We start from the raw sequence: 21181 nt of genomic DNA on the forward strand, positions 1-21181 counted from the left end.
GGACAGATCAGTCGAGAAACGGCAAGACGACGAGCGTGCCTGGATCGAGGTTGTGGCGGATGCACACATCCTGTGCCAGCGTGAAATACCGTTCCGCCTCGTCCATGTCGTCATGCTCAAGGCTGAGTGTCGCCAAGCCATCATAGCACGGAAAGAGTAGTTGCGGTTCATCAATTTCCTTCGCAACCTCAAGGGCTTCTTCGTAATACTTACGAGCTAGCTTCGGCTGCCCGTGGCACTGATGAATCTGGCCCAGCACGATCAGCGGCACCGAGAGATGGTCGCGCTGATCGAGTGCCCGGTCGATTTCGACGGCCTTCTCCGCCGCTGGTACACCTTCGGCGGCGCAGCGATCGGTGAAGGTACAGCATGCGACTGCGAGGTTGGCGAGAAGGCGCGCCTGGAAGCCGAGATCGCCGATACGGGTCGCAACCTCCAGACCGCGCCGGCAGATCCTGATGGCGTTGGCCGGATCGACAATCGTGTAGAGAACGCCGAGATTGGAATAGGCGCGACAGGCGGCACTTTGCAGATCGGCCTTTTCGGCAACGGAGAGGCTGTGCTCCACTTCCTGTACGGCCTCGCGGCGACGTCCGAGCCGCGCAAAGGCCGCACCCTTGGTGTTCAGCGCCTCCGCCATCGCTCGCGCCGTCTCCCGTCCGGCCTCGTTCGTCCCGTCGATCGGCAGCGTTTGCAGGCATTGCAGCGCCTGCGTCGCCCACTCTGCGGCTGCGGACTGATCCCCCATGCGGAAGGCCAGATGGCCGCGCTCCTGCAGGACATGTGCACGTTCGACCGGCGCGTCGATCGTTGCGATCATCGCTTCGGCTTCGGCCAAATGTGTCTCCGCTTGATCGCGGCGTCCTGCATCAAGATGCAAACGGCCGATCTTGCGCAATATCCTCGCCGCGGCGATAGGATCGTCTTTGGTGCGATGGATCGTCAACGCCCGCTGATAATGGTTCAAGGCGGCGTCGCGCAGGCCGGCAGGGCTGCAGAGATCGGCAAGACGCTCCAAGATCGCCAGTTGCTCCGATGTCACCTCCGCCTCGTTTGCGAAGGCCGCAAGGGCCTGGCGGTAGAGGCGCATTGCATCGTCATTGGCATAGGCCTTGCGCGCCAGGTCACCCGCCGCCATTAGATAGGTGGCGCCCTTGGCCTTTTCGGTGGTCAGGCTGAAGTGATGGCCGAGCTGCGCCAGATGTTCGGGCCGATCGGGCGCTGCGCCATATTGACGTTCCAGAGCCTGACCGATGCGTTGATGAAGCTCCATGCGCCGTTGCAGCAGGAGATTGTGATAGATGACGTCGTGCATCAGCGTCTGGCTGAAGCGATATCCCGGCGACCCGCCGGCATCGGGTCCGTGCAATTCCTCGATGATATTGGCATCGCAGAGATGATCCAATGCCGCGTCGATGGCGGCTGGGTCGGTGGCGATGGTGCGGAGCAGGGCGGTATCGAATTTCGGGCCGACCACCGCAGCCTCTTGCGCCAGCCGTCTGATCTCCTGTGGCAGACGATCGACGCGGGCAAGCAACAGGGCTTGCAGGTTCACCGGTATATCGACATCCGTGTCTTCCGCTGCGACATGCCAGTGCTGGCCGTCATTGTGCAACGTGCCCATGTCGATCAGCACCCGAAGGATTTCTTCGATGAAAAGCGGATTGCCGCCGGCGCGGTCGAGGATGCGCTTGCGCATCGTCACCGGCAACTTGGCATGATCCACGCCAAAAAACGCAGCAAGCAGCTTCTGCCCGTCGGCCGCAAAGAGTGGGGCAAGACGCTGCACGGTGACGCTGACACGATTGGAGTCCAGTGGGTCGGTTTGCGATGTCGGCCGGTAGATCGCCAGCAGCATCAACCGGCTGCGCTCCAGCCGGTCCATCATGAAGCGAAGCACTTCCAGCGAGGCGGCGTCCGCCCAGTGCAGATCCTCGATGACAAGCAGCAGGGGACCTTGCGCCAGCCGCCGCTCGAAGACGGTGCGGACGGCATAGAAGATCTGCCGCCGCAGCTGCTCCGGCTCGATGTACCGCAACGCGCCATCGGGATCGCCGAGGCCGAGGACATGCAGAAAGAGCGGCAAAAGTCCCTCGACCTCCTCCTGCGTCAGATCGAGCGCGCGAAACCCCGTTGCCAGCAATTGCCGCGCCCTGTCGAGATCGTCTCGCTCGCCAATGCCGTAGGCGCTGCGCACGACCGCGCCGAGCGTGCCATAGGATTGTTCGCCGAGGGGAGAGCAGGTCGCTTTGCGGATGGCGAGGCCCTGGAAACGGGCGGCATTGCTGGCTATCGCGACGAATTCATTGACCAGCCGCGACTTGCCGATGCCCGCTTCGCCGATCAGGCGGACAAGCTGCGCAGCACCACCGCAGGCAAGATCGAGGCATGTCAGCAACCGCGACATTTCCGTATCCCGTCCGATCATCGGCGCCTGAAGGCCGAAACTCTCGAGCCCGCGCGCCGTGTGCGGCGCTTCCGACAGCCCTGTCAGCCGATGGACAAGGACGTTTCCGCTTTTGCCGCGCAACGCCTGCGCACCGAGACTCTCGAAGGCAAAGGCATGGCGGGTGAGGCGATAGGTCAGCGGCCCGACAAGGATATCGTTTTCGCCGGCCATGGATTGCAGGCGTTGGGCTGTGTTTACCGTGTCGCCGGTCACCGAATAGGATTTTGTACTGACCGCACCGAAGCCGCCGGTAACGACAGGGCCGCTATTGATGCCGATATGCAGACGCAGCGGCACGCCGGCGCGGGCGTGCCAGCGCTCGCCGACCTGCGTCGCCCGACCGATCATATCGAGTGCGGCACCGAGCGCCCGGACCGGATCGTCCTCATGAGCGACCGGCGCGCCGAACAGCGCCAGCAGCGCATCGCCGACGAACTTGTCGACGAAGCCGCCATAGGCCTCGACCGCCTGGGTCATCTCTTCGAACAATTCGTTCTGCAGCACCCGCATGACTTCGGGGTCGATCTGCTCGCTCAGCGTCGTGAAGCCGCAGAGATCGGCGAAGAGCACGGTTACCGGCCGCCGGTCGGCGTCGCCATCCGATTTAGACAATACCGTCTCGATCTTAGGCTTCGATGCGGGTTGGATTTTGCCCGAAATCGACGCGCCACAGCCGGGGCAGAAGGCAAAATCGGGCTGACAAGCATAGCCGCAGGCGGCGCAGGTGATAGGTTGCCTTGCGCCGCATCGCGGACAGAAAGCAAAACCGCTCTGAATATCGAACCCGCAGCCGCTGCACTCCATCGGACGCATCTCACGAAACCCCGATGTACGGCTATTTCAGCCGCAACCAGCAGGCCTCAGACAGGAGGCAAGCATGAACCTGCTGCCCCAGGCCCGCAAGCACTAAACAAGCGCTGCCGGCGAGATCCGCTCCGGACGTCAGGCGACGTCACCTCGTTCCCGCAAGAAACTGTCGAAATCGTTCAGACTTCGGCTGCGTAAAAAGCTCAGCAGGCGCGCCGGTCTCTTCGACGACACCCTTGTGGAGAAACACCACTTTATTGGAAACCTCGCGCGCGAAGGCCATCTCATGCGTCACGACCAGCATCGTCCGGCCTTCCTCAGCGAGGGAGCGCATCACCTTGAGCACTTCGCCGACGAGTTCGGGATCAAGCGCAGAGGTCGGTTCATCAAACAGCATGACCCTCGGCCGCTGCGCGAGTGCGCGCGCGATCGCAGCCCGTTGTTGCTGCCCTCCGGACAAGTGCGCGGGATAAAAATTTCGCTTGTCGGCGATACCGACCCGTTCGAGCAGAGCTTCGGCCTCTGCGATGCATTCCGCACGGTTACGCTTCTGCACGTGCACCGGCGCTTCGATCACGTTCTCCAGGATCGTCATGTGCGACCAGAGGTTGAAGCTTTGAAACACCATGCCGACGTGCTCGCGTATCCGATCGACTTGCCGGCGGTCAGCCGGCTCGGTTCTATGCCCGGCTTTCTTCAGAGCATACATCTCCCCGCCGATACGGATTTCCCCGCTGTCGGGGACTTCGAGCATATTGAGACATCTGAGCATCGTTGATTTGCCGGAGCCCGATGAACCGAGAATGGAAATCACATCGCTTTCATGTGCTTCCAGCGAGACTCCCTTCAGGACCTCCAATGGGCCAAAGCATTTCCGAAGATCCTTAACCGAAACGGCAGCGCTTTTGTCGTTGTTGTCGCTAGCCAAAACTGTTCCCCTGCCAGACATGCATGCTCCCGTTTAAGATTGCAGCCGCATGCGCATGTGAGGCGAAAGCCAATATTCGACCAACATGAGAATGCGCGTAACGACGAAATTGATCGCAAGGTAGATCGCTCCTGCGACGACGAAGATCTCGAAAGCGCGAAAGCTGTCGGCGATCAACTTTCCGGCCAGGCCGGTGACTTCCATGATTGTGATGACAGACGCAAGTGCCGTTGCCTTGAGCATCAGGATGATTTCGTTGCCGTAGGCCGGCAGCGCATGCCTGATGGCAATCGGGAGGATGATCCGTCTGAACAGAAGAACGCCCGACATGCCGCAAGCGCGTGCCGCCTCGATTTCCTGGCTGGAGACGGCCCGCAGGCCGCCGCGGAAAATTTCGCTGCAGTAGGCGGCAGTGTTGAGAGTGAGTGCGAGCACCGCGCACCAATAGGGCTCGCGAAAAAACCACCAGAGCCCGAGGTCTTGTAACCCGTGCCGAAACTGGCCGAGGCCATAATAGATCAGGAACATTTGGACGAGGAGCGGTGAACCTCTGAAGACGAAGACATAGGCACCGGCTATGGATCGTCCCATTGCACCGCCGGTCACGGCCAGCAGTGAGAGTGCAAGCGCCAAGGCGCTTCCTGCCAGAATGGACGTGATCGCAAGCTCGAGGGTGAGCGGCACACCGCTCAGAAGCGTGAGAAACGAATCCCACATGAAATCGATATCCGTCATAACGCCCTCCTGACACCTTGGGTCGTTCGAGCTTCCAATCGTCTGAATACAATCGAGGAGAACCAGGTAACGATGAGATAGAGAACGACCGCCGACAGGTAGAATTCGAAGGGGCGGCGTGTAGATCCGGCGGCGATCTGCGATTGGCGTAGCAGTTCAACGAGCCCCGTGACGGAGATCAATGCCGATTCCTTCAACACGAGTTGCCACGTGTTTCCGAGACCGGGAATGGCGTAGCGCAGGACGAGCGGCGCGACGATACGCCTGAATTTGTGCCATGGCCGCATGCCGACGGCACTGGCGGCTTCGAGTTCGCCGCGTGCCACTGATCTGTAGGCACCGCGAAATACTTCAGCCTGATAGGCTGCCGAAACCACGCCGAGCGCTAGTGTTCCGGTCAAAAAGGCCGGCATTCCAATGAATCCTTGATAGCCGAACAAGCCACCCACGGATCCAAGGAACGCGCTGCCGCCAAAATAGAAGAGATAGATGACGAGAAGGTCCGGCACGCCGCGCAGGACCGTCGTGTAACAATCCGCAAGCCACCGGACGGCCATGTGGCGGGACAACTGCATGAAGGTGACAATCGAGCCGATCACCGTTCCAGCCAGAAAACCGCAGATGGATACACCGATTGTCATGGCGGCCGCGGTCAGAAGTAACCAACCCCAACCCGTCGGTCCGAAGCCAACGAGTGTCAGGTAACTGTCGATAGGTGCCATGCGTGACCTCTTGGTGAAAGATCAGGTTTGCGTCAGTCGGCTGCCCGGCGATGCGCCCAAATGCGCTGGAGCTTCGACATGTTTTTGAGCGAGCTTTGAACATGCGCCCGTGCTGCACCGGCGGCCGCTTCCCGGTCGCGTGCACAGATGGCGTCTGCGATTGCCCGGTGCTCGTCGAGATCCGTGTGCTCCAGATCAACCCAAAGGACTTCGAGCCATAGTGCCAGGCGAAGCTGCTGGTAAATTTGATCCGTCGCCCTCACGAGGGCCTCGTTTCGGGTCGATTCGACGATGACGCGATGGATGTACAGTCCAAGATCGAGATTCCGCGCCGCGTCCGACGGCGTCTCGTTGGTCGTTTCCTTGAGTTCCACCATCTGGGCGATGACGCCGCGAAGCCGATCGAGGTCTTCCTCGGTTGCCATCTCGCAGGCGAGTTGTGCCGCGCAAACATCGAGCGCTTCGCGAACAACCAGCAGATTGCAGAATTTGGTGACGTCGAGATCGGTCACAGTGTAGCCAAAATTGCGCTGCCCAACGATAAGTCCTTCCTCTTCAAGCTTCATCAGCGCTTCACGCAACGGCGTGCGGCTGACGCCGAAGCGCTTGGCAAGCGTAACTTCCGAAAGGCGCTCCGAGGGGCGAAGTTGGCCGCTGAGGATCAGGTCCTTCAATTGGGCATATGTGCTCTCACGCAATGACCCTCGCTGTTCCGTCTTGGTCGCTACCAATCGATTCCCCTTCCATCTCTGGTCCATTCACCGGGCCCGGCGAGCGTCACCATAACTTTTTCCCTCTTGCTTGATCAAGAAGAATACGATTATGTATACAATGTTGGCGACAACATGCAATGGCTCCTCATTCGCTTTTTGAGTGCGGCTTGGATTGCTTCAGAACACATGGAGACCAGATGCCGGAGATTCTCAGCCTGGACGATTTGCGCAAGCGTTTTTCGAACGCTTCGGGCGGTGAAGTATTCGATCCGGTATTTCGAACGGTTGCCGAGCTGGTCTTCGGTGAGGGAGACAGTCGTCAGGCGCCCTATTGCGGTGTTCCGACGTTGCTGAAGGCACCGTATCGTCCCGACGCATCACCCAATTTTGCGGATATAGACATAGCGCTTTTCGGAATTCCGATGGATCTCGGGGTGACGAACCGATCAGGCGCGCGATTCGGGCCGAGGGCCGTCCGCAATGTCGATCGGGTCGGTCCTTACGATCATGTCTTGCGAGCCGTCCCGACTGCCCATGCACGCATTGCCGACGTGGGCGATGTTCCGTTCAAAAGCCGCTTTGATCTTGCTGCATCCCATGAAGATATCGAACGATTTGTCCGCAGGTTGGTGGAAGCCGGCGTTGTGCCCCTGGCAGTCGGCGGTGACCATTCGATCAGCCTCCCAATTCTCAAGGCTCTTGGCGAGCATCAGCCCGTCGGGATGATCCACATCGATGCACATTGCGACACGGGTGGTTCATTCGAGGGGTGCAAATTCCATCATGGCGGACCGTTCCGCCAAGCGGTTCTGGACGGTGTGCTTGATCCCAGGCGGACGATCCAGATCGGAATTCGAGGAAATTCCGAGTATCTGTGGGAGTTTTCCTACGTGTCCGGCATGACCGTCATCCATGCGGAAGACGTTGGCGACCTCGGCATAAAGGCCGTCATCGCCAAAGCGAGAGAAATCGCCGGATCAGGCCCAACCTACATCAGCTTCGACGTCGATTCTCTTGATCCGGCATTTGCGCCTGGCACGGGGACGCCTGAGGTCGGTGGGCTGACGTCTGCCCAGGCACTCGGAATTCTGCGCGGTCTTGCCGGTTTGAACATCGTCGGCGGCGACGTCGTCGAGATCGCTCCGCAATACGACCCAACGTCGAACACGGCGCAAATTGCCGCCCAGGTCTTATTCGAACTCCTCTGCCTGACGGCCGAGGCAATCAAGGTTCGCGCGTCCTAGCAAACGGGCTGGATGTCGCGGAGTCTGCAACAGCCTTGCCTTGGGAAAAGGGCAGGGTCTACCAAAAAGGGGAATGCTAAATGCAAATATCAAAACTCCTGTTGACGTCCGCTCTGCTCGGCGTCGTCTCCGCCGGCGCTGCTGCCGGTGAGACAAAACCAACCGAGATCACCATTGCGACCGAGGGCGCATACGAACCTTGGAATTTTACCGGTCCTGACGGCAAGCTTGCAGGGTTCGAGATCGATCTTGCCAACGACCTTTGCGCTCGCATGAAGGTCAAATGCACCATCGTCGCCCAGGACTGGGATGGGCTGATTCCGTCGCTCACTGCGAAGAAGTTCGACGCCATCATGGCTTCGATGATCGTGACCGAAAAGCGCCTTGCCGTCATCTCGTTCAGCAAGCCCTATGCCCCGACCGCGGCCGCTTTCATGGTCGAAAAAACCGGTCCTCTCGCAGATCTGCCGGGAACCGGGACGACGGTGGACCTCGCTGCCGACAAGGCGAAGGTCGAGCAGGAATTGCAGCCGCTTCGAGACGCCCTGAAGGGCAAGGCCGTCGGCGCCCAGGTCTCGACGGCCAACACTGCGTTTCTCGATACCTATTTCAAGGGCGTCGTCGATCCCAGGGAATACAAGACCGTCGAACAGCATGATCTGGACCTCCAGGCCGGTCGGATCGATGCCGTCGTTGCCCAGAAAACCTCATTGACTGCAACGCTCGGCAAGGACGACTTCAAAGACTACAAGATCGCGGGTCCGACCTTCAAAGGCGGGGTCTTCGGACAAGGCATCGCGGCGGGCCTTCGCAAGGACGATACGGTCTTGAAGTCGATGTTCGATGCGGCGATCGAAGCGGCAGAAGCCGACGGCACGATCAACAAGCTCGCAGAAAAGTGGATAAAAACAACTCTTGATTGATTAAACGATAAGGCTCCTATTCCAGCAGCAATCGTCAGCCGGTGCACCGAGAGGTCGCACCGGCTGACGGACGGAGCTTTGCCAAGCGCCACAATCGAAACAAAGCTATTATTTGGAGAACCTCTGTGACCATCCTTCTCAACTCCCTTGAATCCCGCGACGCCGCGTTCGTTCTTCATCCCTATACCAACGCCTCGCAGCATTTGAAGGACGGCCCGCTGGTCATCGCCAGGGGTGAGGGGATCTACATCATCGACAGCGACGGCAATAAATACATCGAGGGTCTTGGCGGGCTGTTTTGTGCCTCGCTGGGTTTCAGCGAACAACGGCTGGTAGATGCAGCAACCCGCCAGATGAAGGAATTGCCCTTCTATCACAGCTTCGGCGGCAAGACGCATGAGACCGCGATCGAGCTTGCCGACCGGCTCATTCAGCTTTCGCCGGTCCCGATGTCGAAAGTGTTTTTTGCCAATTCGGGTTCCGAGGCCAACGACACGGCCATGAAGCTTGTCTGGTATTATCACAATGCCATCGGCAAGCCGGAAAAGAAGAAAATCATATCGCGGATGCGGGCCTACCACGGAGTGACCATCGCTTCGGCGAGCCTGACGGGGCTTCCGAACAACCACCGCGATTTCGATCTGCCTATTGATCGGGTGCTGCATACGGATTGCCCCGAATTTTATCGCTACGGCCGCCCGGGCGAAACTGAGGAAGAATTCGCGACGCGCTGTGCCGATTCGCTTGAACAGATGATCCTCGCCGAGGGGCCGGAGACCATCGGTGCATTTTTCGCTGAGCCATTGATGGCATCCGGTGGCTGCATCGTTCCGCCGCCGACCTATTACGAGAAGATCCAGGCAATCCTCAAGAAATACGACGTGCTGCTGATCGCCGATGAAGTCATCTGCGGCTTCGGCAGGCTCGGCACGATGTTCGGCTCCGAAAGCTTCGGGATTCAGCCGGATATGATCGTCATGGCAAAGCAGCTTTCGGCGGCCTATCAACCGATATCCGCCCTGATGATCAACGAAAAGGTCCATTCCGCGGTCGTTGCCGAAAGCGAGAAAATCGGAACATTCGCTCATGGTTTCACCTATAGCGGCCATCCTGTTGCGACCGCTGTCGCTTTGGAAACCCTGAAAATTTATGAGGAGCGCGACATGGTCGGCCATGTCAGGGACGTCGCGAAGGTGTTCCAGCGACGGTTGAACGAACTTGGCGACCATCCGCTTGTTGGCAACGCCCGCGGTCGTGGCCTCATTGGCACACTCGAACTGGTTCGCAACAAGGAAACCAAAGAGCAGTTCAAGCCAGGGGACGGCATTGCCATTCACGCCGGCAAGCAGGCCCAGGTCCATGGCGTCATCACGCGCGCCCTTGGCGACAACTACTCGCTTTGCCCGCCGCTTATCATCACCGAAGCACAGATCAACGAATTGTTCGACCGCTCCACCCGGGCGTTGGATGACACCTACACCTGGGCCAGGGCGACCGGCCTCTACTGAGCGAAGGAACCGACGATATGCGAAGCTTCGAAATGCCGGGAAGATCGATAGCTGTCGGCCGCAACGGGATGGCAGCAACATCGCACCCGATGGCGACTTTGACCGCGATCGAGATCCTCAAAGCTGGCGGCAAGGCGATCGATGCTGCGGTGGGTGCCTGTGCCGTGCAATGCGTGGTCGAGGCCGGATCCACCGGCATAGGCGGCGATTGCTTTGCGCTGCTGACATCAAACGGAAATGACGATGTCGTTGCCTATAATGGCTCGGGACGCACGCCGGCGGCGGCGCATTTTGATTGGTTCAGGGAAAACGGCATCACTTCGATCGAGCGATCGTCGCCGCATGCGGTGACCGTTCCCGGCGCAGTAGACGCATGGACGCGTCTCGTTGCCGATCATGGAAGGATGTCGCTGGCCGAAATCCTTGCTCCCGCAATAGCGCTGGCGCGCGACGGCTATGGGATCACGCCACGCGTTGCCGTCGATATCTCGAACCAACGTGATTTGTTGCTGCGTGATCCTGCGACACGCCGTATTTTCTTGATCGACGATCAGGCCCCGCCTGTCGGATCGGTTCAATGTCAGCCGGAACTGGCACAGACACTGGAAGCGATCGCGGTTTCAGGCCGTGACGGCTTCTATCGTGGTCCCGTGGCCGACGACATGGTGACATGGCTGAGTTCGCTTGGCGGTCTCCATACGCTTGAAGATTTTGCATCTGCCGCCGGCGAATATGTTAAGCCCGTCAGCGCGACATATCGAGGATGGACGGTGCATGAATGCCCGCCAAACGGGCAGGGGATCATCGCTTTGATGATCCTGAAGATCTTGGAGCGTTTCGACCGCAAAGGCGATCCGCTGGGCGTCGACAATCTGCACGTCGAAATCGAAGCCACACGGCTGGCTTATGCCGCCCGTGATCGATGGGTAGCCGACGCGGCAGTATCAGATGTTCCGGTCGACTTCCTGTTGTCCGACGAACTCGCCGACAGTCTTGCTGCCAAGATCGATCTGACCACGGCCGCCAACGCCGCGGCGGTTCTCGACGGCGTCGAGCATTCTGACACGGTTTATATTTCGGTTGTCGACAAGGACCGAAATGTTGCGAGCTTCATCAACTCGGTCTTCCATCCCTACGGAAGCGGCTTGATGGCGCCAAACTCCGGCGTCCTATTCCACAATCGGGGGCAAAGCTTCGTTATGAAGCCGGGCCATCCGAACGCGATAGGGCCGCGCAAGAGGCCCATGCACACGATCATCCCAGGGCTGGTGACACGCCATGGCAAAACTGTTTTGTCGTTCGGCGTCATGGGGGGACACTACCAGGCGATGGGCCACGCCCACCTCCTCTCCAAGCTGTTCGACTTCAATTTGGACATTCAGAGCGCAATCGATCTACCTCGGCTCTTTCCGCTTCCCGGCACGGCAACGATCGAAGCCGAAGCACGTCTTCGCACCTCGATCGGCGATGATCTCGAAGCGCGCGGCTTCAAGGTTGTCGCTCCGAATTGGGCGATTGGCGGTGCCCAGGCGATCTGGATTGACGATCAACACAACACGCTGTTGGGCGCTTCTGATCATCGAAAAGATGGTTGCGCACTCGGCTACTGACGGCAATGGAGAGCGATATGTCGGGATATCCGGATACCCAACTTTACATCAATGGTCTTTGGAGGGACGGCTCGAACGCGCATCTCTCCATCGTCAATCCTACTTCGAGCGAGGTCATCGGTAGCGTTTCGAATGCCAGCAAGAGTGATCTCGATGAAGCGCTTGCAGCCGCTGCCGCCGGCTTTGAACAATGGCGGCGCGTAAGTGCGTTCGAGCGGTCAAAGCTTATGCGCCAAGCCGCCGAGATCTTGCGCGACCGTTCCGCGGCGATCTCGAGAATAATGACGTTGGAGCAGGGCAAGCCGCTGGCCGAATCCAAAGCGGAAACGGCGGGGGCTGCCGACACCATCGATTGGTTTGCCGAGGAGGCTCGCCGTGCCTACGGCCGTTTGGTTCCACCCAGAGCGACCAACATCAGGCAAATGGTTGTCAAGGAGCCTGTCGGTCCGGTGGCCGCCTTCAGTCCCTGGAATTTCCCGTTGAACCAGGCCGTACGGAAAGTTTCGGCGGCGCTTGCAGCCGGCTGTTCGATTATTTTGAAGGGGCCGGAGGAGACGCCGGCAAGCTGCGCCGAACTTGTTCGCGCCTTTGCTGACGCAGGCCTGCCGGCGGGAGTGCTCAATCTCGTTTTCGGAATTCCAGCCGATATTTCAAATCACCTCATCCCGCACCCTGTTATCCGCAAAATCTCCTTCACCGGATCGACCGTCGTTGGAAAGCAGCTGGCCTCACTGGCCGGCGCCCACATGAAGCGGGTGACGATGGAGCTCGGCGGCCATGCGCCAGCTCTCGTTTTCGATGACGCCGATATCGATCTTGCGGTCAGACTATTGGCTGGTGCGAAGTTTCGAAATGCCGGCCAGGTCTGCGTGGCTCCGACGCGGTTCCTCATCCAGGAACGCGTCTTTGAAAAATTCCTCGATGGCATCGTGAAGGCGGCCGAGGCAATCGATGTCGGCGATGGATTGCGCGACGGCGTAACCATGGGGCCGCTTGCCAATCCGCGGAGGGTCGAAGCCATGGAGTCGCTGACGGCCGACGCGGTGATGCGTGGCGCAAAGATCGCAACCGGCGGCAAAAGAATCGGCAATCTCGGCAACTTCTTCCAGCCGACAGTTCTGACCGACGTTCCACAAGATGCGCGCGTGCTGAACGAAGAACCCTTCGGTCCGATGGCGATCGTCAGTGCATTTTCGGATTACGGTTCTGCCATTGCGGAAGCCAACCGCCTGCCATACGGGCTGGCGGCATATGCCTACACGACGTCCGCGAAGACGACCGCCGACCTTGCACGCGACATCGAAAGTGGCATGCTATCGATCAATCATCATGGACTGGCGCTGCCAGAGCTACCCTTCGGCGGCATAAAAGATTCCGGCTATGGGTCAGAAGGCGGCAGCGAAGCGATGGAAGCTTATTTCAATGCGAAGCTTGTAACCGAGACGATTAATTAGCGGACCGAATCCCCCCACCCACTTGGCGCGCGTTCACTCATGGGCGACATGTCTCGCGGTATCGCTCAGCCATGCCAGAACCGCCCGCTCTCCGGAGACGGGCCAGGCGCCGCCTGCGTACCGTCAATCCTCGGGCCCCCAGAGGGGCCCGATCAAGCACATTCAACGGATGGGAGCTGCTACCATCACTGCGGGCGGGTGCCGGCGAACCTCGCAACCCGGCAGTGAAGGAGCACTGGCCGGTCCGCGTCGATCATCTCCTCGATCCTGGCATCGAGTTCGCTCGGGCTTTCGCAACGAAGGCCGACGGCGCCATAGGCTTCCGCGAGCTTGGCAAAATCGGGCAGTGAGGCCGAATAAGAGCGCGCTCGACTGTTGCCATCCGGCATGGGATCCCATTCTTGCGCCATGCCCGGATGCTCATCGCTCAAGACGAAAATCTTGATCGGCGCTTGATGCTGTATCGCCGTCGAGAGCTCTTTCATCGTCATTTGCACCGAAGCATCGCCGGCAATATCGATGACAAGGCGGCCGGGATTTGCGATCTGCGCGCCCAGCGCGGCAGGAAGACCGAAGCCCATTGTCCCCAATCCCCCTGAAGTAATCCAGCGATTGGGTTTGTCGAAACCGAAGAACTGCGCCACCCATATCTGCTGACCGATCTCCGTGGCGATGATCGGGTCGTGCGGCTTTGTCAGCGCATGCAGGCGCTCCAGTGCATGTTGCGGCATGATTGCATGGTCCAGCCGCTCGTAGGAAAACGAATGGCGAGCTCGCCAATGATCGATCTCCATCCACCACGCTCGCAATCGCTTCTGGTCGGGCATAGTGGAGAGCGACCGCCAGGCATGGATCATATCCGCCAGCACATGTGCGGCGTCGCCCTGAATGCCGATATCGACGAGAACGCGTTTGTTGATCGACGAGGCATCGATATCGATCTGGATTTTCTTCTAGCGAGGTGAAAACTCCTGGGCGCGCGAGATCGCAAGGTCGTCAACTCGCGCGCCGATGGCGATCATCAGGTCGCAATCGCCAATTGCCATTTTCGCTTCATGTGATCCGTCCTGTCCGGCGACCCGTAGCCAGTTCGGCCCGGTGGCGGGATAGGCTCCAAGCCCCATGACGGTGGACGTTACGGGAAAGCCCGTGAGATCGACGAACTCACGCAACAATCTCGACGCCTCCGGTCCGGCGTTGATGATGCCGCCGCCGGTATAGATGATGGGGCGCCGGGCTTCGGCCATCAATGAGATCGCCGCTCGGATCGCGTTTTGATCGCCTTGCATTGCGGGCTGACAGCTCGGCAGGGGAGATACCTTGTCGGGTGCAACGTAGGTCCCGCTGGCAAACAGCACGTCCTTCGGCATGTCGACGAGAACAGGACCGGGCCGACCGGCCGTCGCGATCCGGAAAGCCAGATGGATCGTCTTGGCCAGATCGTCGACGTGTTTGACCAGGAAATTGTGCTTTGAGCAGGGGCGGGTGATGCCGACCGTATCGCATTCCTGAAAGGCGTCCGTGCCGATCAGGCTTGTCGGAACCTGGCCGGCGAGGCAGACGATCGGCACGGAGTCCATAAGGGCATTCTGCAGTGCGGTAACCGCATTTGTAACGCCTGGTCCCGATGTCACCAGCATGACGCCAACTCTACCGGTCGAGCGGGCATAGCCCGCGGCGGCGTGTCCGGCGCCTTGCTCATGGCGCACCAGGAAATGTTTGATGTCCTCCTGTTGGAAGATTTCGTCATAGATCGGTAGCACCGCTGCGCCGGGATAACCGAAAATGTGTTCGACACCGGTGTCGCGCAGCGCTTGCAGAACGATCTCGCCGCCGTTCATGCGACGATCAGAAGGGTTGTTGCGGGAAGAGTTGGCTTTCTCGCCGGTCATATCTGGATTCCGTCGTGAGTGAGGTGATGGCGACGGGGCATAAAAAAAGGCCCCGTCAGGGACCTGTTTTCGGCGCATGGGTGGCTATTGCCGGACGATCAGACCGTCCTGCCCATGCGCGATATCACCACTACGAGAACCATTGCGATTTTCATGGGCGATAGAGCTAGCTCCAAATCCACACGTCGTCAACGCCGCCTCTGCGTAGATTTTATCTGTGGTTGAGATTATTTGAGATCGGTGGTTCGGTCAGTGACGACGCAAGGGCAGGGTGATCCGTTCGCCAGCCACTTCCTCCAATGTGCGCCGGTCAGGCGTTGCGAGCGAGCTGGGCTCCACCCAGTGGATGAGTGGCCAGGCGCGAACGCTATGGCGACGTATATGCGCCATCGAGAATCTGCCGCGCCTCGGCCCGCGGCGCGGCGACGGAATGACGCTTAACGAGCGAGCATTCGAGCTTCGCAATTGGATAGCGCTTGCCGGGCACACTTTCCGGGTTGAGATGTTCGATTGCCCATTGCCCCATGGCAAGATGTGGAAGGACCGACGTCGTCAGAGGGGGTACGAGATGTCTCGAAATTTCTTCGTCGTCATAACCCACCACCGACATGTCCTGGGGAATGCGAAGCCCTGCATCCTTGAGCGCTTCGTAACACCCGATGGCAGTGCGGTCGTTCTGGCAGAAGATCGCGGTGGGCGGCTCTTTCAGGGCAAGCAGTTTCATCGTGGAGGCATAGCCGGCACTGGCCGACCAGTCGCCTTCAATGACCAATTCCGGATCGAAGGGGATATCGGCAGTCGCCAGCGCGCGGCGATATCCCGTCAGCCGATCCTGCGCAGCCTGCATCCAGATTTCGCCGGTGATCGTCGCGATACGATGGTGTCCGTGCATGATCAGATGCCGGGTGGAGCTCTGCCCTCCCGCGATCTCGCTCGGCACCACGGCGGGAAAGGCATGGTCGGTCGTATAACAGTTCAGCAGGACCGTCGGGATATTAAGCTTGCGGACATAGGAAGGAAGCTCCACCTGGCGGGTATAGATCGTCATATATATGAGCGCCGATATGCCTCCGTTCGTCAACGCCTCGATTGCTTTCGGCTCCATGACTGGGTCACTGAGCGTCTGGGTTACCAGAAGGACATTGCCGGCATTCCAGGATGCTTGCCGCGCGCCTTCGATCGCAACGATCGCTTCCGGGCTGGTGGCGAGTTGATCCACGGCGAAACCGATGACGTTGTCCAGTCCCGAATAGGAGGCCTTCGTCGTATAGGTCTTCTCCATGTAGCCGAGCGCCCGCGCCGCCTCCAATACGCGATCGCGCGTCTGCTGTGAGATACGGGTGCCGGGCGTGTCGTTGAGGACGAAGGAGACGGCCGCCTGCGAGCAGCCAGCCGCCGCGGCGATGTCCATCATCGTCACGCGCACAGGCCTATTCCTCTTCTGGGTCTTGGCTTTTCGCATTCGTGGAAACTGTCTCTGCTTGATAATGGGTCAGGGTGATTGATCGTCGGTTTGGGTAATTACTATTAGCATCTATCTGAAAGCGCTGGCAATTGCATGAATTGTTGCAACGCTGCCAGTTATTGGCCACAGTACAAAATTGCCATCCTGGCCACTGTGCGATGAAATGTTTTGATCTGCATTGATAATACTATTTACTAATTAAATTTCTTGTATACCGTCAGAGAGCGATCGGAACCTATGCCACTCGTCGCTTTGCGACGGCCCTAGGAGGGGGCGCGCATCCGGCCGGCCGTAAATCGGAAACGGGCCCGTGCAACTGCGGCCCCTCGGGAGGTGTATTATGAAACAGCTGAAACGCAATGCAGCTTTGTTCTTCGCCGGGTTGATGCTGAGCGCGGCGCCGATTGCCGTATCGCATGCTGCCGACAAACCGACACTCGCCTTTGTCGTCAATGGCGCATCCGACTTCTGGAAGGCCGCAGAGGCGGGCGTGAAGAAGGCGCAGGGCGAGATGCCGGACTACCAGATGGAGCTGAAGTACCCTGAGCAGGCATCTGTCGCCGTTCAGCAACGCCTTATGGAAGACTTGGTCAGTGCCGGCGTCAAGGGGATCATGGTCTCCGCGGTCGACCCCAAGACCCAGACGGACGGCTTGAACAAGATCGGCTCGCAGACTGCTCTCTTCACGACCGATAGTGACGCGCCGCAGACTAATCGCGTTGCCTATATCGGCTCGTCTAACATCGACGCCGGCACGCAGGCGGCCGAAATCGCCAAGAAAGCAATGCCGGACGGCGGCAAATGCATCGGCTTCGTCGGCCTGCTGGGCGCCGACAATGCCAAGGAACGCATCCAGGGCATGAAGGACGGCCTGAAGGGCACGAAGATCGAGCTGACAGATGTACGCGGCGACGATATCGACCAGACGCGTGCAAAGAAGAACGTCGAGGACGCGCTGGTGGCCAGCCCCGACGTCACCTGCATGGTCGGCTTCTACTCCTACAATACGCCGCGCATCTATGAGGCGCTGCGCGATGCCGGCAAACTCGGCCAGATCACCGTCGTCGGCTTTGATGACGATCCGATCACGCTCGGCGGCGTCAAGGAAGGCACGATCGCAGCGACTGTCGTGCAACAGCCGTTCGAGTGGGCCTATCAGGGCATGAAGCTGATGGCCGCCTACCTCAAGGGCGACAAATCAGGCGTTCCCAGCAACGGCTTGATCATCATCCCGACGGTGATTGTCGGCAAGGATGACGTTGACAAATATGCCGCCAGCCTGAAGGCCATGGCTGGAAAATGACTCTCCGTCGCGGCGGCGTCACTTGCCGCTGCCGCGAAGGACGCTTCATGCCGAGAGCATTAGCAGCTATGGACAGGCGATGAACCACAGCTCCGACATCCCGTCACCGGACGCGCTTGCAACGCCGTTCCTTTCGCTTTCCGGCATTGGCAAGACCTATCCGGGCGTCGTTGCGCTTGAGGGCCTGTCAATCGACATCCTGCCGGGCGAGGTCATCGGCCTCGTCGGCGAGAACGGGGCCGGAAAATCGACGCTGATGAAGATTCTTGGCGGCGTGATCGCGCCCGACCGAGGCACGGTTCTGCTCGACGGCACGGAGCTTCGTTTCCTCACTGTGGAATCGAGCATCGCATCCGGCATCGCCTTCGTGCACCAAGAACTCAATCTCTTTGAGAATCTCGACGTTGCTGCCAATATCTTCCTGGGCCGCGAACCGCTGAAGGCGGGACCTTTCAAACTCGTCGATCGCGATCGGCTGCGAGACATGGTGAAGCCGCTTTTGAAGCGGGTAGGGGCTCATTTTTCCGCAGACACACCCGTGGCATCGCTTTCCCTTGCCGAGCAGCAGATGGTGGAAATCGCCAAGGCGCTCTCCATCAACGCCAGGCTCGTCATCTTCGATGAACCCACGTCCAGCCTGCCGCTGGCCGAAACCGATCGGCTCCTGAGCATTATCAAATCGCTGAAAGCCGATGGCATCAGTGTAATTTTTATCTCGCATCGCCTGCACGAGGTTGAGCGCGTCGCAGACCGGGTCATAGTCCTGCGCGACGGCACGCTTGTAGGCACGCTCGCCAAGAAAGACATTGGCCACGATCAGATGGTCAAACTGATGATCGGCCGGGTGCTTGCGGCCCGGACCGCAAAACCGCAGCGCTCGCCCGGCTCGGTTGCGCTGAAGGCAAGTGGCGTGCGCACCGAGGCCTATCCCGGCCGTCCCGTTGATCTGGAGATCCGCTATGGAGAAATCATGGGGCTTGCAGGGCTCGTCGGGTCGGGCCGCACCGAGCTTGCAAGGGTACTCTTCGGCATTGATCGGAGCTACGGCGGAGCCATTCTGCAGGACGGGCGGCAAATTGCGGTGAGTTCTGCCCGGGACGCCGTCGCTCGTGGCATTTTCCTGGTACCGGAGGATCGCAAGCGCAACGGCATTCTTCTTGATTTCCCGATCGCCCAGAACATAACTCTTGCCGATCTCCCCAAGCTCTCCAGCCGCTTCATGCTTTCTGCCGAGCGGGAGAGGGCGGCGGCCGAAAAACAACGCGTTCGCCTCGGTATCAAGGCGCCCTCCGTTTCGTCGCGAACCGGCACTCTATCCGGCGGCAACCAGCAGAAGGTGGTGCTTGCCAAATGGTTGTCGATGAGCCCGAAGGTGATGATCTTCGACGAGCCGACACGCGGCATCGATATCGGCGCGAAGAACGAGATCTATGGCCTGATGCGAGCGCTTGCCGATGCCGGAGTCGCGGTCCTGATGATCTCCAGCGACATGGAAGAGGTGATCGGCGTTTCTGACCGCATAGCCGTCATGCACGAGGGCCAGATCGCCGGCATATTGGAAGAGGACGAAATCAGCCAGGAAAGCGTCCTTTTGCTTGCCGTCGGCAAAAGGGTAAAATAGCGGATGCGGCCAATATAAATAAGTATCGGGGATGGATTTCGAATGATCAAAAAAGATCTCGGACTGCTGCTTTTGATCGTCGTCGTCGGCATCGTCGTCGCCATCATCAACCCGCGCTTCCTGCTGCCGATCAATCTGGCCAACACTGCCAACCTGATCGGCCTGTTCGGCATCCTGTCGATCGGCCAAGCCTTTGTCATCATCACAGGCGGTATCGAGCTTTCCGTGGGCTCGCTCGTAGCACTTCTCGGCGTGCTGTTCGTCGATTTCATCGCGGTCCAGGATATGTCCTGGATGCTGGCGCTGCCGCTCATTCTCGTGCTCGGCGCGGTCATAGGTGCCGTCCACGGCTGGCTGATCACCCGGCTCAACCTGCAGCCCTTCGTCGTCACCCTGTGCGGCCTTCTGATCTATCGTGGGGCCGCGCGCTTCTATACGGCCGACGGAACGGCGGGTTTTGCTTTCGGGCAAAATTTCCCTGACCTCGAATTCCTGACCGCCGGACGGTTTTACGGCGTTCCCAACACCTTCATCGCGCTCGTCATCATTGCCGTGGTCATGTGGGTCATGCTGCATCGCTCTGTCTTCGGGCGTTATCTTTACGCGATCGGGAAGAACGAGGAGGCGGCCCGCTATTCCGGTATCCGTACCGGCCGCATGGTGATGTCGGCCTATGTCATTTGCGGGCTGCTGACGGCGCTTTCGGCGATTTATTTCGCCATGTACACGCGCTCGATCTCGCCGGCGAGCCATGGCCAGTTCTACGAACTCTACGCGATTGCCGCTGCCGTACTCGGCGGCTTTTCGCTCCGCGGCGGCGAGGGATCGATCGTCGGCGTCGTGCTGGGCACGGTCCTGCTTCAGGAGTTGCAGAATCTCGTGAATCTCCTGGGTATACCTTCGTCGCTGAATTTCGCTGTCATGGGTGGCGTGATCCTCATCGGCGTCCTGATCGACCAACAATGGCACGCGATCCGCGCAAAGCGCCGCCTTGTCTCGGCCGCTCGGCAGACCGAAACCCGTCTTGCGAACGAAGGCAGTTTGCCAGTGGTAGCCAATCAGGACTAGGTCAGTGGATGGGGGCCATGCGTCTCGCGCGACACCGTCAGCCCATCGCGCTCGGCAAGCTTCTCGGCTGCCAGTGTCGGACCGAAATCGGCATAGCGCTCGCGAACGAGCGCCAACGCATAATCGCGAAGCCCATTGCCGATCCGGTTGTTCGACGGCCGGTCCAGCAGCCGACGGGCCTGGCGCGTGCTCAGATCAAGCACATGCACCGCTGTCACCAGCGTCATCCGATCGGCCATAACCTTCGACAAAACTTCGATCCGCTGCAGATCACGTTCGCTCATCGCAATCAGTCCCATCGGCAATCTCCCACGTCCTCAAAACGCGGGGAGTGTGACATTCCAACTTTGCAGAAACAGGACGCTTCAACTTTGAACCCAGCCGGCTACATGTCATGTCAAAGCTGATTAGATGCGCGACGCTGTCAGCCATTTAGAAACGCGACACTTGCGCTTCGGATTAGCCGCCGATCCGACCGGCTGGGCCGGGTTGCAAGGGAGGAGCGGGGGCGGGTGAGGAGCAGCACTTCGGCTTTAGCTTTGAGATTATGAGTGCCCCATTTATTCTGCTGCCTCCATTCGTGCCAGCGCCTTCTGCCTTTTTGCGATGACCTCCGGATCATTCATGAAGTCCGTCCGCCGGCCAGGCTTGCGGCCACGCTTCTGATAACCATTGCCCTGGCTGCCATCGGGAATACCGAACATATGATCCGTCTGGCCAGTGCGGCGAGGGCCGCTCT

Annotated in this window: 14 protein-coding genes and 3 pseudogenes; 8 read left to right on the forward strand and 9 right to left on the reverse strand. The window is 59.4% G+C overall.

Translation table 11 applies throughout. The annotated features are described in order from the left end of the window. Positions 1-7 precede the first annotated feature (7 nt). The 5 genes from HFO99_RS27525 to HFO99_RS27545 all read right to left on the reverse strand — a co-directional run bounded on the left by HFO99_RS27525 (position 8) and on the right by HFO99_RS27545 (position 6399). A complete protein-coding gene (locus HFO99_RS27525; RefSeq protein WP_222364816.1) occupies positions 8-3253 on the reverse strand; it encodes an adenylate/guanylate cyclase domain-containing protein in 3246 nt (1081 codons plus the stop codon). A gap of 148 nt (positions 3254-3401) precedes the next feature. Next, entirely contained in the window at positions 3402-4205 is an 804-nt protein-coding gene (locus HFO99_RS27530) for an ABC transporter ATP-binding protein (RefSeq protein WP_222364819.1), read from the reverse strand. 12 nt (positions 4206-4217) lie between these two features. Continuing rightward, positions 4218-4919, reverse strand: coding sequence for an ABC transporter permease (locus HFO99_RS27535; RefSeq protein WP_222364821.1), 702 nt, complete (start codon positions 4917-4919; stop codon positions 4218-4220). Continuing rightward, positions 4916-5641: an ABC transporter permease gene (locus HFO99_RS27540; protein WP_222335177.1), complete on the reverse strand. Its 726-nt coding sequence runs from the start codon at positions 5639-5641 to the stop codon at positions 4916-4918. The genes HFO99_RS27535 and HFO99_RS27540 overlap by 4 nt, the downstream gene beginning before the upstream one ends. A 32-nt stretch (positions 5642-5673) precedes the next feature. Continuing rightward, positions 5674-6399, reverse strand: a complete 726-nt coding sequence (locus HFO99_RS27545) for a GntR family transcriptional regulator (RefSeq protein ID WP_064250676.1) — start codon at positions 6397-6399, stop codon at positions 5674-5676. Between the two features lie 152 nt (positions 6400-6551). On the opposite strand from HFO99_RS27545, the gene speB reads away from it, so the two are divergent. The 5 genes from speB to HFO99_RS27570 all read left to right on the forward strand — a co-directional run bounded on the left by speB (position 6552) and on the right by HFO99_RS27570 (position 13093). Continuing rightward, positions 6552-7598, forward strand: coding sequence for an agmatinase (speB, locus tag HFO99_RS27550; protein ID WP_222364823.1), 1047 nt, complete (start codon positions 6552-6554; stop codon positions 7596-7598). An 80-nt stretch (positions 7599-7678) separates the two neighbouring features. Continuing rightward, a complete protein-coding gene (locus tag HFO99_RS27555) occupies positions 7679-8521 on the forward strand; it encodes a transporter substrate-binding domain-containing protein (protein WP_222364825.1) in 843 nt (280 codons plus the stop codon). A 125-nt stretch (positions 8522-8646) separates the two neighbouring features. Beyond that, positions 8647-10029: an aspartate aminotransferase family protein gene (locus HFO99_RS27560; protein ID WP_222364827.1), complete on the forward strand. Its 1383-nt coding sequence runs from the start codon at positions 8647-8649 to the stop codon at positions 10027-10029. A 17-nt stretch (positions 10030-10046) separates the two neighbouring features. Beyond that, a complete protein-coding gene (ggt, locus tag HFO99_RS27565; protein WP_222364829.1) occupies positions 10047-11639 on the forward strand; it encodes a gamma-glutamyltransferase in 1593 nt (530 codons plus the stop codon). A 17-nt stretch (positions 11640-11656) separates the two neighbouring features. Continuing rightward, positions 11657-13093, forward strand: coding sequence for an NAD-dependent succinate-semialdehyde dehydrogenase (locus HFO99_RS27570; RefSeq protein WP_222364831.1), 1437 nt, complete (start codon positions 11657-11659; stop codon positions 13091-13093). A gap of 185 nt (positions 13094-13278) precedes the next feature. On the opposite strand, the pseudogene ilvB reads toward HFO99_RS27570, so the two are convergent. Both ilvB and HFO99_RS27580 read right to left on the reverse strand, forming a co-directional pair. After that, positions 13279-14985, reverse strand: a pseudogene (ilvB, locus tag HFO99_RS27575) (biosynthetic-type acetolactate synthase large subunit). A 367-nt stretch (positions 14986-15352) separates the two neighbouring features. After that, on the reverse strand, positions 15353-16447 hold the full coding sequence (locus HFO99_RS27580; RefSeq protein ID WP_222335172.1) for a LacI family DNA-binding transcriptional regulator: 1095 nt from the start codon (positions 16445-16447) through the stop codon (positions 15353-15355). Between the two features lie 343 nt (positions 16448-16790). Here HFO99_RS27580 and HFO99_RS27585 point away from each other — a divergent pair, with 343 nt between their 5' ends. The 3 genes from HFO99_RS27585 to HFO99_RS27595 all read left to right on the forward strand — a co-directional run bounded on the left by HFO99_RS27585 (position 16791) and on the right by HFO99_RS27595 (position 20442). Continuing rightward, on the forward strand, positions 16791-17753 hold the full coding sequence (locus HFO99_RS27585) for a sugar-binding protein (RefSeq protein WP_064250670.1): 963 nt from the start codon (positions 16791-16793) through the stop codon (positions 17751-17753). Between the two features lie 79 nt (positions 17754-17832). After that, on the forward strand, positions 17833-19374 hold the full coding sequence (locus HFO99_RS27590) for a sugar ABC transporter ATP-binding protein (RefSeq protein WP_222253096.1): 1542 nt from the start codon (positions 17833-17835) through the stop codon (positions 19372-19374). Positions 19375-19416: 42 nt separating this feature from the next. Continuing rightward, positions 19417-20442, forward strand: a complete 1026-nt coding sequence (locus HFO99_RS27595) for an ABC transporter permease (protein WP_222335171.1) — start codon at positions 19417-19419, stop codon at positions 20440-20442. 20 nt (positions 20443-20462) lie between these two features. Here HFO99_RS27595 and HFO99_RS27600 read toward each other — a convergent pair. Next, positions 20463-20741 (reverse strand): annotated as a pseudogene (locus tag HFO99_RS27600) (ISNCY family transposase); the annotation flags it as partial. Positions 20742-21002: 261 nt separating this feature from the next. Continuing rightward, positions 21003-21181, reverse strand: a pseudogene (locus HFO99_RS27605) (ISNCY family transposase); the annotation flags it as partial.

This window comes from Rhizobium leguminosarum (genome assembly GCF_019798305.1).
GTDB lineage: Bacteria > Pseudomonadota > Alphaproteobacteria > Rhizobiales > Rhizobiaceae > Rhizobium > Rhizobium leguminosarum_U.